Annotated in this window: 15 protein-coding genes, 1 tRNA gene and 1 rRNA gene; 1 reads left to right on the top strand and 16 read right to left on the bottom strand. The window is 27.3% G+C overall.

Annotated elements, in window-relative coordinates; translation table 11 throughout:
• Positions 1-256: ribosomal RNA gene (locus CSBG_RS01590) — 16S ribosomal RNA — on the bottom strand; the annotation flags it as partial.
• A 524-nt stretch (positions 257-780) separates the two neighbouring features.
• Between CSBG_RS01590 and CSBG_RS01585 the strand changes: the two genes are divergently transcribed.
• Positions 781-857, top strand: a tRNA-Arg gene (locus CSBG_RS01585).
• A 140-nt stretch (positions 858-997) separates the two neighbouring features.
• On the opposite strand, the gene CSBG_RS01580 is transcribed toward CSBG_RS01585, so the two are convergent.
• The 15 genes from CSBG_RS01580 to CSBG_RS17630 all read right to left on the bottom strand — a co-directional run bounded on the left by CSBG_RS01580 (position 998) and on the right by CSBG_RS17630 (position 14,131).
• Positions 998-1,849, bottom strand: coding sequence for a hypothetical protein (locus tag CSBG_RS01580; protein WP_008676472.1), 852 nt, complete (start codon positions 1,847-1,849; stop codon positions 998-1,000).
• A complete protein-coding gene (locus tag CSBG_RS01575) occupies positions 1,842-2,201 on the bottom strand; it encodes a hypothetical protein (protein WP_008676471.1) in 360 nt (119 codons plus the stop codon). Before CSBG_RS01575 ends, CSBG_RS01580 begins: the two co-directional genes overlap by 8 nt.
• A gap of 60 nt (positions 2,202-2,261) precedes the next feature.
• The gene (locus CSBG_RS01570; protein ID WP_008676470.1) at positions 2,262-2,549 is read right to left on the bottom strand and encodes a Mor transcription activator family protein; all 288 of its coding nucleotides are present in this window, start codon (positions 2,547-2,549) and stop codon (positions 2,262-2,264) included.
• 201 nt (positions 2,550-2,750) lie between these two features.
• Positions 2,751-3,101 (bottom strand): hypothetical protein, encoded by a 351-nt coding sequence (locus CSBG_RS01565; protein WP_008676468.1) that lies wholly within the window; start codon positions 3,099-3,101, stop codon positions 2,751-2,753.
• Between the two features lie 19 nt (positions 3,102-3,120).
• Positions 3,121-3,429 (bottom strand): DUF960 family protein, encoded by a 309-nt coding sequence (locus tag CSBG_RS01560; protein ID WP_008676466.1) that lies wholly within the window; start codon positions 3,427-3,429, stop codon positions 3,121-3,123.
• A 143-nt stretch (positions 3,430-3,572) separates the two neighbouring features.
• Positions 3,573-3,878, bottom strand: coding sequence for a hypothetical protein (locus tag CSBG_RS01555; RefSeq protein WP_008676462.1), 306 nt, complete (start codon positions 3,876-3,878; stop codon positions 3,573-3,575).
• Positions 3,879-3,898: 20 nt separating this feature from the next.
• The gene (locus tag CSBG_RS01550; RefSeq protein ID WP_008676459.1) at positions 3,899-4,234 is read right to left on the bottom strand and encodes a hypothetical protein; all 336 of its coding nucleotides are present in this window, start codon (positions 4,232-4,234) and stop codon (positions 3,899-3,901) included.
• A 158-nt stretch (positions 4,235-4,392) separates the two neighbouring features.
• Positions 4,393-5,610 (bottom strand): restriction endonuclease subunit S, encoded by a 1,218-nt coding sequence (locus CSBG_RS01545; protein ID WP_008676457.1) that lies wholly within the window; start codon positions 5,608-5,610, stop codon positions 4,393-4,395.
• A 13-nt stretch (positions 5,611-5,623) separates the two neighbouring features.
• Positions 5,624-7,168: a type I restriction-modification system subunit M gene (locus CSBG_RS01540; RefSeq protein ID WP_035284884.1), complete on the bottom strand. Its 1,545-nt coding sequence runs from the start codon at positions 7,166-7,168 to the stop codon at positions 5,624-5,626.
• A gap of 70 nt (positions 7,169-7,238) precedes the next feature.
• A complete protein-coding gene (locus CSBG_RS01535; RefSeq protein ID WP_008676454.1) occupies positions 7,239-9,995 on the bottom strand; it encodes a type I restriction endonuclease subunit R in 2,757 nt (918 codons plus the stop codon).
• Positions 9,996-10,285: 290 nt separating this feature from the next.
• Entirely contained in the window at positions 10,286-10,804 is a 519-nt protein-coding gene (locus tag CSBG_RS01530) for a hypothetical protein (RefSeq protein WP_008676452.1), read from the bottom strand.
• 78 nt (positions 10,805-10,882) lie between these two features.
• Positions 10,883-12,577 carry a recombinase family protein gene (locus CSBG_RS01525; protein WP_008676449.1) on the bottom strand — a complete coding sequence of 565 codons (1,695 nt, stop codon included), beginning with the start codon at positions 12,575-12,577 and terminating at the stop codon, positions 10,883-10,885.
• 155 nt (positions 12,578-12,732) lie between these two features.
• Positions 12,733-13,161 (bottom strand): hypothetical protein, encoded by a 429-nt coding sequence (locus CSBG_RS01520; protein WP_008676447.1) that lies wholly within the window; start codon positions 13,159-13,161, stop codon positions 12,733-12,735.
• Between the two features lie 199 nt (positions 13,162-13,360).
• On the bottom strand, positions 13,361-13,507 hold the full coding sequence (locus CSBG_RS18170) for a hypothetical protein (RefSeq protein WP_008676443.1): 147 nt from the start codon (positions 13,505-13,507) through the stop codon (positions 13,361-13,363).
• A gap of 87 nt (positions 13,508-13,594) precedes the next feature.
• Positions 13,595-14,131 (bottom strand): hypothetical protein, encoded by a 537-nt coding sequence (locus tag CSBG_RS17630; protein ID WP_008676441.1) that lies wholly within the window; start codon positions 14,129-14,131, stop codon positions 13,595-13,597.
• Between the last annotated feature and the right edge of the window lie 12 nt (positions 14,132-14,143).

Below are 14,143 nucleotides of genomic sequence, written 5' to 3'. Positions count from 1 at the left end.
CACCAACTAGCTAATGCGCCGCGGGCCCATCTTGTAGCGGATTGCTCCTTTAATTACTTCTTCATGCGAAAATGTAATGTTATGCGGTATTAATCTTCCTTTCGGAAGGCTATTCCCCTCTACAAGGCAGGTTGCCCACGTGTTACTCACCCGTCCGCCGCTAGATTTGTTCCCGAAGGAACTCCTCTCGCTCGACTTGCATGTGTTAGGCACGCCGCCAGCGTTCGTCCTGAGCCAGGATCAAACTCTCAATAAAAAGTTTAATCTTTGCTCAAATTACTTTGAGTCTTAATGTTAAGACGTCTAAAAGAATTGCTGGTTTGTTTACTTAACTTTTCTGTTCAATTTTCAAAGATCTTGTCGCACAAGCGACTTCTACATATTAACATCCTTAGGAGTTATTGTCAACATATTTTTTCTGTTGTTATCAATACTCTCTTTCCCCGAAGGACATTGACTATTCTATCATAGCTTTACATATACAAATATAAATATGTGCTATATATTTAAAATTATTCATTATTTCCTTATTTTTTTTAATTTTTTCTTTAATTTATATATATTGATACTCCAGGATAAGTTTAAGAATATATTCACAACATTATAATACATATTAGTATTTTAATTCCAATAACTTTATTATTTCTATAATATATTTTATGTATTCATAAATATTATTTTATTATACAATATTCATTATATTTAAATTTCAAAGCAACTTAACTATAGAAATTTTAAAATATTAGTATTATAATATACTAGCAAAATAAATTCCTTTATGCATCTATAGCTCAGTTGGATAGAGCGTTGGACTTCGAATCCAGGCGTCGGGGGTTCAAATCCCTCTAGGTGCACCATAAAACCCTTGTAATTCTTAACTTTACAAGGGTTTTCTTTGTTTATAAATTATATTTTTTAATCTTATTTAACACAACAATAACACAACCAATCATTTATTATGTTATTTAATATTCTAATAACTAGTAAAACTGTATTTTTATTCAAAAATATCATTAGCTATTTTTAACTGAGTGGATATATCTATCATTGTATTACTTTTTCCTTCTCTTATTTCAGTTAAATATACATTACCTTCATAAGTTGCTAAAATGCTAACCATCAGGTCATTTCCTAATTTATTTGAATATCCTTTTATTGTAATGGTAGTTCCTTTTTCTGTTTGATAATCGCTAAATTTAATATCTTCTAAATAATTATTTAAAGAATCTCCTATACTGTTTGAACAGTTCATAAAAAACATCTCTAATACAGTTTCTTTTATTGTTTCAATATCATCATTTGCTAAACTATTACTCATATAAGTAACATATTGCTCTCCAAGCTCATTTGGTTTATAGTAACCATAATTTTCTTCTACACCTTCTAAACTCTCATTCTCTTTATTTTCAATCTCTTTATCATTTATATCTTCTTTATCTAATGCATCGCCTATTACATTTGATAAATTATCATTTACCGAAGATCCATCAATATATACCTCTTCTATATTAGAAGAGCCATTTTTTACAGAATAATATCTTGTTGAATCTATTCCATTTTCTATTATACTAACCGAAACTACCTTCTTATTTTCTTCATAATCCCACTCAATTTCTGAATTGCTATCTTCTGATATCATATTCAAAAACTCTTCAAAATTATATCCATCTATAGGTGAATCCATATTTTTAACCATATTTATATAATATTCCTTAGATTCCTTTTTAGAAAATACATTTAATAAGATAGCTATACAAACTATTATACCAAGCACAACTACTATTAATTTCTTTTTATTTTTTATTATTAATTCTATTTCCTTCTTAAAAGGATTCAACATATCATTCATTTAAATTATCCCCTTCTAATTTTAAATCATTATCTGAATTTATATCAATTTTATTTTTATACTTAAAAAATATATTTTTAATAAATACTCCTATTAAAAATATAATTCCAATTATAATCCCCCATTTCACTATAGATAATATAATCGTAAGTAATTTCCCTAATATACTTCCTATAAATGTTAATAAACTACCTAATAAACTAATTAATATCATTGTTAGAAATGATGAAATTATTAAAATCGTAATGATTTCCAATATAAACGCTTTAAACGAAAAGTACCATACATTCATAACTTTATGATATGTTATAAAAATTACTACCGATATTATTAATATTAAAATTAAACCCATCTACTACACCATTCCTTTTTTTGTATTTATAAATATAGATATAATTATATAATCATCAATTTAATTATGATTTTGAACTTTTTCCTCCTCCCTATTTGAATTAATTTTATATCTATTTATCAATATTTTGATCCACTTTTCCGTATATCCTAAACTTCTAGATAATTCTTTAATATTTTTTCCATTATATTTATCAGAAATATATTTAATCATATACTCCTTAGAATATAATCTCATAGGAAAATTAATCTGCTGTCCTTTATAATATTCATATATCTTTTTGGTTACATCTTCTCCTAACACTTCATACATATCACTATATATACCGTTATAATTCTCCCTCTTCATCTCCTAATATCTTCCTTTCATTAATATATAAATAATATTATCTACTTTAAATGTAATTATCATTGTAATTTTTACTTGAATAATTCTTGTTTAAATTTCTTATCTACCTATAAATCACAATGTTTATCTATGCTAGCAACTTATTAAACCTATAAAAAAGCATTTCTTAAAAACATTTCTTCTAAATATATATATGAATAGCTATCTTTTATAAGTGTATATGTACGAGTAACTATCTTTTACAGGTATTAGCTTTATTACATACTTACCTTCTTCAATTTCTATGTATACTAGAGTTTCTTTATCATAACCTGTACCATTACATAGCTCTACAACTTTATTGAATTCTTCTATCAATGTGAATTGAATATAATTAAGTTCTTGTTGTAACTTCTTTAGGTCTATTAATTTCCTATCATTCATTTCAATTATTAACTCTCTAGGATTCCATTGATTAGATAATCTTCCATCATAGAAGTCGAACCTCATTACTCCAAGAAGTTCTTTACTATCATACTTGAAATACCTTTCTTTACTTAGCTTATTTATCATTTACTTGAACCTCCTTCAATTAGTATTCTGATGGAAAAAGCATTGTAGAATATTCTCCACTATCTATTACATAAACTTTAATCTCATCTTCTATCTGAATATCTTCTATATCTATTTCATATGTGCATGAGTATTCAGGAACTTCTTGCCTCTGACTTATTACAATCTTATTTTCTTCTTTTCTTATCTTGAACACCTGTAAGTAATCCAGTTCAACATTTCCTTCCTCCTTCAACTTATCAATCATGCTCCACATTATAAGTTGTAATCTTATATCTACTTCCTCATTTACACCTATAGTTACATATCTATTATTTTTCTTGAACATATTTCTTTATCTCCTTATCATTACTAGTTTTTATAGTCATCTTTCCAGATTTTATTACACCTACACATAGAATTCTCTTCATTCCCTTTTACCTCCCTACAATAAAAAAGTCTTAATCACTATCTTTATAGCAATTAAGACTTCTAGATTTTATTTATTTCTTGTTTCAACATTTCAATGAATCCTTCTGAAAATACCTTTCTACTTATTGATTCTTTTATTAGCTCTATTAGTTCTAGTTCTGTTACATCAAGACTTCTTGGAATGTATGTTTCATCACCCCTTCTAGTTGCCTTGTAGACACAGAATCTTACTTCATCTCTCTTTAGTTCTTTGATGTAGATTTTCTCTATTGAGTATGTGTACTGACCTTCTCCAACTTTTCCTTGGCTTATTATCTTGCAGTACTTAGTTTCCTTGATTATCTTTTCTTCACTCTTCTTACTCACATTAATTCAACCTCCTTATCTTATTCTAGTAGAAACTTAGAAAGTTCTTCTGTAGTTACTACTACAATTGCATAATCACTTGAAATCAAATATAAACTTGAAATGTAATTTTCTCCATTTACAACCTCAATCACATCAGTATATTCTGCTATCACCCCTTGTAACTCACCTTGTTTCAGTACTTCGATATCTACAATATTTTCTGCTATAAGTACATATCCACCTAAATCGTTATTTATCTCCCTGTCAGCCCCATAGTTTTCATCTAAGATATTTAGTTGCTCTTCAATAGTACTTACCACCTTACTATCTAGGTTCATTCCAATTAAGTCATTTGCTTTACTAACCTTTCTCATTAATATTACCTCCATCTTTTTATAAACGTATCTTTCTTAACTATTTAATACATAGGATTTCAATATAATAATATATATTTATAAGATGAAGTTATTTCAAAATAAGAAAACCTAACTAGTTATTAGTCTCTTCTAACTAGTTAGGCTCTATTACTAATCTACACAAACATTTGTTGTAATAATCCTTTTTTCCATTGTCTTAAATCTTCAAGTTTTTTATTTTCTTCTTCTAGTATTTTATCTATGTTAGATAAGAAGTTAGCTATTTTAGTTTGCTCTTCTAAATTTATCGGTAATCTTATTTTCTTACTTAAAAATGTTTCATTTGATATGTTAATTGTGTTTTTAGCTCCCTTTTGAACTATTGAATGCAAATAATTATTCGTATTTTCCTTATAATAAAAATAACTATGCAATATATATCCTAAAAAATAATTCATAGGTTCAAATACTCCATATAATGGTGATACAATTACATCTTCATCTAAAAAACTTTGTTTTACTATCCCATAAGGAAATTTACCTGTAGGGCTTTTTGTATATATCAAATCTCCTTTTTTAACAAGTTTATAGTTAGATGTATCCTTAGCAGCAAAACTTCTTCCTAAATGTTCAATTTGGTCTATAACTCCTTTTTTAACAGCAACTGAACATACCTTTAAATCTCCTGTATTTTTAGCTTTAGTTTCAGTTAACACTTCACTTAATTTTTTCTCTTCCCACTCAGGATAATCCTGTCCATTATCATCTTTAAATCTTATTTCTTGTTTAAAGATTTTCTGCATCATACCTTTTTTATATAATTCTAAATCTTTTACTTTTCCTTCTTGCTCTTCTATTATTTTATCTACATTACTTAAAAAGTTTGCTATTTTTTCTTGTTCTTCTAATGATGGAATTTTAAGCTTAAGATTATCAAATTCTTTCTGACCTAAAGTCTTATTTCTTCCAGCTCCACCTGGTGATGCTAACTCTAATAAATTCTGTCCGATTTTAGTTTTAAAGAAATATGTTATATAATCTAAATTTAATTTTTGTTGCTTAGGTTTATACATAGGAAATCTATGCGATACTATCATTCCTACTTCTTTCTCAGTGGTTCTTGCTACTGCTCTTTCCCAAGCAAATACTATATTAACTATAAATACATTCGGTTCTATCCAAAAAACTCTCTTATTTCCAAGCTCTTCTCCTAAAACTTCATCTTTATAAAAAATACCTTTTCCGTGAGATCTAATTCCTATTTGCTTATAAATCTTATCTTTTTCAACTTCAACTGGATTTTTTACTTTATCAAATAAACTTGATGATATAACTTCAGTCCATTCATCTTCAAAGCCTTTAAATCTTAATTTAGGTACATTTCTCTTTTCCATTTCTTTGTACCTCCTAAAATCCTAGCTCTTTTAAGTCTTCTTCTAGTTTTTTATATAGTTCTTCAAGAGTTTTATCTCTATTTTTTATACTTTCTTGAACAGCTTTTATATCAATTTCTTCCTCTTCTTCAAAAGTATCTACATATCTTGGAATATTTAAGTTATAATCATTATCTTTTATTTCTTCTATGTTTGCTACATATGAGTATTTATCTATTGCTTCTCTATTTCTTATTGTATTTATTATTTTTTCTACATCTTCATCTCTTAAAAGATTTTGATTTTTACCCTTTTCAAAGTCATTTGATGCATCTATAAATAATATATTTTCTTTATCTTTTCTATTATTTTTAAATACTAATATTACTGTTGGTATTGATGTTCCAAAGAATATATTAGCTGGAAGACCTATAACAGCATCTAATACATTTTTTTCTTCTATAAGATATTTTCTAATTACTCCTTCAGCTGCTCCCCTAAAAAGAACTCCATGAGGTAATACAACAGCCATTGTTCCATTATCATCTAATTGATATATCATATGTTGTATAAATGCAAAGTCAGCTTTTGACTTTGGTGCTAGTTTTCCATAGGCTGAAAATCTTTCATCATCTAAAAAGTCTGCCTTAGCACTCCAATTGGCTGAATATGGTGGATTGGCTACTATTGCTTCAAACTTCATATCTTTATGTTGTGGATTTTCTAATGTATCATCATTTTTTATATTAAAATCTTTATAAGAAACTCCATGAAGAATCATATTCATTCTTGCTAAGTTATAAGTTGTTGAAACTTTTTCTTGCCCATAAAAAGTTCTAACATTTGCTTCTTTTGAAACTCTAAGAAGCAATGATCCTGAGCCACAAGTTGGGTCATAAACGTTTTTTAAATCTTTTTTATCCATTGTAACTATTTTAGCTAGTATTCTAGATACTTGTTGAGGGGTATAGAACTCTCCAGCCTTTTTTCCTGCATTAGCTGCGAATTGTCCTATAAGATATTCATAAGCATCTCCTAAAATATCTATCTCACTATCTCCAAATTTAAATGGAATACTTGCTATGCTTCCCATTACTTTTCCGATTATCTCACTTCTTGATTTTACATCTTTACCAAGTTTAGTTGATTTTAAATCCATATCATCAAATAGATGGTCAAAATCTTCTTCACTTTCATGACCAAGTGTAGATTCAGTAATATCGTTTATAGCTTCTTCTAAAGTTTCTATATCAAAATCTCCTGTTTCTATCCCCCTTAAAAGAACTCTAAAAAGATATTTGGGCTCTATAAAATAACCAATATCATTTACAAGCTCTTCTTGCAGTGCTTCCCTATACTCTTCATCTTCCCAAGCTTTTTCATAGGTTACATTATCTTCTTCTAAAAGCTTTAAAGCTCTTTCTTCTACATTTTCAGAAAGGTATCTATAGAAAATAAGTCCTAATATATAGTTTTTAAACTCACTAGCTTCCATGCTTCCCCTTAATGTATTAGCTATATCCCAAAGCTTAGTTTGTAAACTTCCTTGTTGTTCTCTTTGTTTTTCTTCTGTATTCATGTCTTCCTCCAATTGTGAATTTACCATTATATCTTTTGCTAAGTTACTCATAATGCCAATCTCCCATTAATTAAAACGTAAATTTATTTACATTATCTATAATAAAATCTTTTATTCTATTTGCAAGACTTCTCTTTTTTAGTAGTCCACCTCTTAGAGAATCCTTAATTTTAGCTCCATCAATTTTCCCAAAATACTCATATTCAGTTAAAAATCCTTTAATATTTTCAGCATCAACTTGAACTTCTTTTGAAATGTTTATAATTTCTTCTACCCTTTTTTCTTCAAGAAAATCATTAAATCTTTCATCAACTGAATCATCTTTTGACATTTTAGGAACAACCTTATCTAAAAATTCTCTTATAAGGTCTGATTTTAATCTTAAATTTTCATTATCAGTTTTATCTAAAAGCCTTCTTATTTTTTCTACATCTCTTTTAATTTTTTCTTCTGTATCAAAATTTATGTTTCTTAAAAGGTTTAAAATATAAGAAACATTTATTTTATCTGTGTGCATAAGCTCTATTCCAAAATCTATATCAGCTAAAATAGATGTTTTTTCTGACTTCTTTACAGAATCATAAATACCTAAATACTTACTTTTATAGTCTTCATATTCTTGCTGTGATATTCCTAAATCATCTTTATTAAACTCAAATTTAGTAAATGTTTTTAATTTTGTAAGTTGCTTTGTAAGCTCTCTAAAAGCTTCTACAAATTCTTTCTTTTCATTTTCATCTTGAATCATATCTATAGATTCTAGGGTTGGAGCTACAGTATAAAGTATAGATAATCTCTCTTTAAAAAGCTGTAAGTAATGGTCATAACTTTCCATTAAAACAACATCTGATGTATCTGTATTAGAGAAAAGACATATAGCTTCATCAGTTTCCTTTTTTAAGTTTCTATAACAAACTATATTTCCATAAGGTTTTGTAGCATCTAAAATTCTATTAGTCCTTGAAAAAGCTTGTACCAATCCATGATACTTTAAATTTTTATCTACATAAAGTGTATTTAAAGGCTTACTATCAAAACCTGTTAAAAGCATATTTACAACTATAACTATATCTATTTCAGAATTTTTTATTTTGTTTGAAAGGTCTTTAAAATAAGCTTGAAAAGTATCGGTATTATACTTTAAATTTTCATCTTTATAAAGCTCATTATAATCCTTTATAATTCTCTCTAAACTGTCTCTTGAATGTTCTTTTTTATTACTTAAATCTTCATTATCTTGAAAACTAAAAATTGCTCCTATTTTTAAATCATGATTAAGTTCTTTAAACTTATCATAATATTTAATAAGTGCAGGAATGTTTTGTACTGCAAATAGTGAACAAAATTTTCTTCCATTAGTTTTTTTATCATGATTTGTAATTATGTGATTTGCAATAAGCTCTATTCTTTCATCATCCATAAAAACTTCTTCTTTATCTATAGCTTTAACTTTTTCATCATCATATTCGTTTATATCTCCATCAAAAGTTTTTATATATTCAACTGAAAATCCTAAAACATTTCCATCATTAATAGCATCTTTTATAAGATAACTATGGAGACATTTATCAAAAATATCTGCTGTAGTTCTACCATCTTGACTTTTATTCTCTAAAAGCCTTGGTGTGCCTGTAAATCCAAAATATTGTGCATTTTTAAAATGTTTATTTATAGCTGTGTGCATATCTCCAAATTGACTTCTATGACATTCATCTATAATAAAGACTACTTTTTCATCTCTATACTTTTCCATTCTATTTGAGTATTTTTCCGATTGTAAAAGCCTTGCAAGCTTTTGAATAGTTGTTACTATAAGTCTAGAATTTATATTTTCTATTTGTTTTATTAAAATACTTGTACTATCCGTTCTATCTACACAATCTTTTTGAAATTTATTAAATTCTTCAACAGTTTGAGTATCTAAATCTTTTCTATCTATCAAGAAAAATACTTTTTTTATTTTTTCTTCATCTGCTAAAAGCTGACTTGCTTTAAACGATGTTAGAGTTTTTCCTGAACCTGTTGTATGCCATATATAGCCATTGTTATTAGTTTCATTAGATCTTTTCATTAATGCTTCAACAGCATATATTTGATAAGGTCTCATAACCATAAGATTCTTTTCAGAATCTTGAATGATCATGTATTTAGCTATTAAATTATTTAATCTATATCTATCTAAAAAACTTTCTGCAAATTGACTTAAATTAGTTATACGTTTATTTTTTTCATCGCTCCAAAAAAAAGTAAAATCAAACTTTATATCTTTATCACTATTTGAGTAATATTTAGTATCAACACCATTACTAATTATAAAGCATTGAATATATCTATAAAGACCTTTAAAAGAATGTCTCCTGTATCTTTCTATTTGATTAAAAGCTTCTTTAAAGTCTTTCCCCCTTCTTTTAAGCTCTACTTGAACCATAGGAAGCCCATTAATAAAAATAGTTACATCATATCTATTTTTATATTTACTTTCCATAGTTACTTGATTAGTAACTTGAAAAATATTATTATAATAATATTTCTTATCAAAAAATTCTATGTAAATAGATGTACCATCTTCTCTTTCAAGTACATATTTATCTCTAAAAAGTTTAGCACTTTTAAAAATGTTTTTGCCTTCTAAATAAATAAGAATTCTATTAAACTCTTTATCTGTTAAAGGAATTCCTTTTAATTTTTTTTCGTTAAATTTATTAAGTTGTGTTCTAAAGTTTTTCTTTAAAGTATCTTCATCATCTATTTTAACTTTTTCATATCCTTGTTTTACAAGTTGTAAAATCAATTGTTCTTCTAATTCATACTCACTTTGATATGTCATGACTCTCCCCCAAATGTAACATAAAACTATAGTATAATAATACTATAATGTAAAAAAATATAAAATACTTAACTAAAAAAACGACAATACATTTCTGCATTGTCGTTGATTTTATGATATAAAGAAATCATTAGCAATACCAGTTCTCTATCCAATTATAGTAGAAACCTCACTTATTTGTGATACGGTTCTCCGTATCGGTATTAAGTGAGGTTTTTATATTGTACAATTTTCGTCCATTTTTCAAGTTTAATATAAATAAGTATTAATTATGTAATTACTTCTATTTATTATATATTTAATGTATTATTTAACTTAGATATCTCTAATCTAGTATGGTCAATTTTATCATGATTTTGAATAACCTTCTGATTCCTTAAAGCATTACTAAAACGCAATGTAGTATTAGCTAATCCAGTAGAAGTTATTCCATCAATATTATTTGCCATATCCTCTAAATTATCTAAAGTTACTAAATAAATATCAACATATTTAGCCTCTTTATCAATCATAACAAATGCAATCGTAGGAATCATATCAAATTCATTTGCAAAACGCCTTAATTTCTCTTGTTCTGATTCATCAAAACCTTTTTGATAACCATCAGTTTTAAACCATCGGCTTTTTACAGATATTGCATAACGTTTTCCTTCTATTTCTCTGTCAGTAGCAATAATATCAGCTCCCTCATGGTCAACTAATGCAACTTTACACCCTTTCATATTTCCCAAAATAAACATAACTAAAGATTCTCCAAAATCTCCTAATTGTTTTGATAATCTTTCATCTCTTATTTCTTTACTACTCATTTTTAAACCCTCTCCTTACTTTTAAATATTTTACATTTACAAATAAATTATATACCAAATTTTTATTTTTTTAGAGATTCATACAATAATATCTAAATTCAATACACTCATTCCAACATTTCTTAACATAAAAGAAGAAGGAGTACCCTCTATAGATACTCCTTCTTCTTTACTTATATAGTCTACTAGACTATCATTTATTTTTAGTTTTATTGAATCTATTTCCCTTGATTCATTTATAGTTATTTCTGATATTATCATGTGAAGCAACTTCTTCTGTTGCTCTCTTGTTGCACTTTCTGTTAGCACTTTACTGAAATTCTCTAGTATACTCTTTATGAATTCATACGGTATTTCTTCACTTACATCATCTGAAAGTGTAACTAGAAGTGGTTCTTTTTCCTCTTGAAGATATTTTGCTCTTTTATTTAGCTCATCTTTTCTTTCCTTGAACTCTTCCTTAGATATTACTTCTTCTTCATATGCTTCGAAAAGTTTAGTTTTCTTTCTATCTATCTTTTCAAGTTCTTTATCTATTCTTTCTAGCTCCTTCTTAGCTGGATTTATCCTTTTATGTCTTTCCTTATTAATGTTATTTACTATACTTTCAACCATTTTCTCATTAGAAAGTAATTCCGAAATCTTATTGAATACATACTCATTAGCTTTATCAACTCTGATGGAGTTACTGTTACATACAGCAGTTCCTTTATTCTTCCAACTTCCACATGCATAGTATTGTATCCTTTTCTTCGTTCCATCTTTTAGTGTATTGGTAGTTCTCATTATTACCATTCCTGCTCCACATTTAGGACATTTTAATATTCCTGTTAGTGGATACTCACCATCATATATTCTTGCTGGTTTTCCCTTCTTACTTTCTAGTATAGTCTGTACTTTATCCCATAGCTTTTCATCTATTATTGCTTCATGTATTCCATCCGTTATTATAGGATTCGGATTTATATTTCTTCTTCTTTTTTCTGACCAGTCCTGTCTAACGTTGTATCTTATCTTTCCTATGTATACTGGGTTAGTTAGAATATCTCTTATAGAAGCTACAGAAAAATCATTTCCTTTCTTAGTCTTATAACCTAACTTATTAAGTTTATTGGTAATTGCCTTATATCCCTTTCCATTAGAATATTCATTAAATATTAATCTCACCGATTCTGCTTCTTTTTCATTAATTATAAGTTGTGTATCTTTTCTCTTCTTGTTTTCTGTACCTTCAATTGGAACTATGTCATATCCTAAAACCCTATTTCCACCCCATCTTCCATCTCTAGCACGTGCTAAGCATCCCATTTTTACATTCTGAGAAATAGTATTCCTTTCTAGTTCTGCTACTGCTCCCATCATATGTAATGAGAATTTTCCCATAGGTGTCTCTGTCTCAAATTGCTCTGAATAAGACCTAAATGCTATCCCTTTTCTATTTAAAATATCTATAATTTCTAATAGGTTTAACATATCTCTAGCAATTCTACTTATCTTCCAGGTTATTACAATATTAAATTTTCCCTCCTGTGCATCTTTTAATAATTCTTGCATTGCCGGTCTACCTTTTATACTCTTTCCACTTATACCTCTATCAGAATAGCACTTATAAATCTTATATCCCCTTTTTTTACACCAGTCAGTTAATAATCTTTCTTGTTCATCTATACTGTAGCCCTCTTCAGCTTGTTCATACGTAGATACCCTGGAATAAATTGCCACTAAAATCTCCTTAGAGTATCTTGAATCATTCATAAAACTATCAAACTTCATTAATTATCTACCTCCATTATTGCTTACTATTATCTACCAAATTTATAATATATACTTATCATCTTAGTTTATAACGGAAAATATCTTTATATTGTCATTTCAATAACTAGACATTTTCCGTCATTAATTAACTATACAGCTTGTACTTACTTACTCTAATCATTTACCTCTATCTCTCCAGTATTATTAAAATTTTCTACTGTAAATCTAGGGTTAATTATCACCTCTGAGTTATCAAATTCAACTGGTAAATCATCATCTAGACATCCTGTATCAAATATCCATTCAGCAAATCCTATGCTATCTACATAATCTAAAAACTCTTCAATTAATTTAATATAGTTATTAGAATCAAGAATAATTTGACACCTCATTGTCCACCACTCTATTATAAGTCCACGACTAGTTTTAAATATTGCTCTTGGTACTATAGATAACTTTTTAAGTTTATCAACTAATTCTTTTATATTTTCATTAGGTATTTGTATTGATAGTCTAAATAGAAGTTGTTCTCCAGTATACATATGCTTTCCTTCTCCTTTCTCTATCACTTCTTTAGCTATTTTCATTTCTCTTTCTTTCATCTTAGTTTCTCCTTTTTCTTCTTTTATTGTTATGCTATTATTGTTTTTTTACTATGTAACTTACTGCTTTTTAAATTTATCTGTATTATCTATACTCATCGGTTTTGATAAGTGGTTAATTATTATTTCTGAAAGTAAATCTATTATTTCATTGCTCTTATTATTGGAACTCATTATTTTCCTCCTCATTGTACTCTTTTTAGTAATGATACTCTTTCATCCAGTTTATAAACCATTCACTATTCATTATTTCTTCCTGCTCTCTTAATGTTATATCTTCTTCTATAACTTCTCCTGATATTAAATTTTCTATATTGCTATTCCTTGCTTCATTACTTAAATTCATATACTATGCTCCTTTTACATTTATTTCACTAAGCATTGAACTAACATAGTACAATGCTTAGTAATTTAATATACTTATCAATTACAATTAACTTACTGTTATTATTGCTACAACATTATCCTCATATTTAATATATTCAACATCAAAAAATGTAATAGACGTCTTATTACCGAAATCTAATTTATAGAAATCAGTTATTTCCTTAACTATTCCTGACGAATAAATAACTCCCTTAGATTTTAAAACTTTTATATTTATGTAATTATCATTATTAGGTAGTTGTTCACCTATAGCAATTTTATCCTCTGCAAATGACATAACTATCTTTTCTGGCTTATTTAACTTTTCCATTACTTCCTTTGATATCACTACCCTTTTTCCAGTCTTAGCACTTACTATTGACATTACTCCTGCTTCAGCAATACCCTTATTTCTAATTTTACTTTCTGAGGGTTTAAATAAATCTAAATCTACACTTTCTTTAATATCATTATTCTCTTCAATTAATTCATTATTGTTACTTACCATTTTATTATCTTCCTTTTTTTTAGGTGTAACCTTTGGGGCTGGTCTTCTACCTCTTAATTTTGCTACTCCTGGCTTTTCATTAGCTATCTCTGACATTTCTATTCCTCC

Source organism: Clostridium sp. 7_2_43FAA, from assembly GCF_000158375.2.
Lineage (GTDB): Bacteria > Bacillota > Clostridia > Clostridiales > Clostridiaceae > Clostridium > Clostridium tertium.
This window is presented reverse-complemented; position numbering and strand designations above follow the sequence as displayed.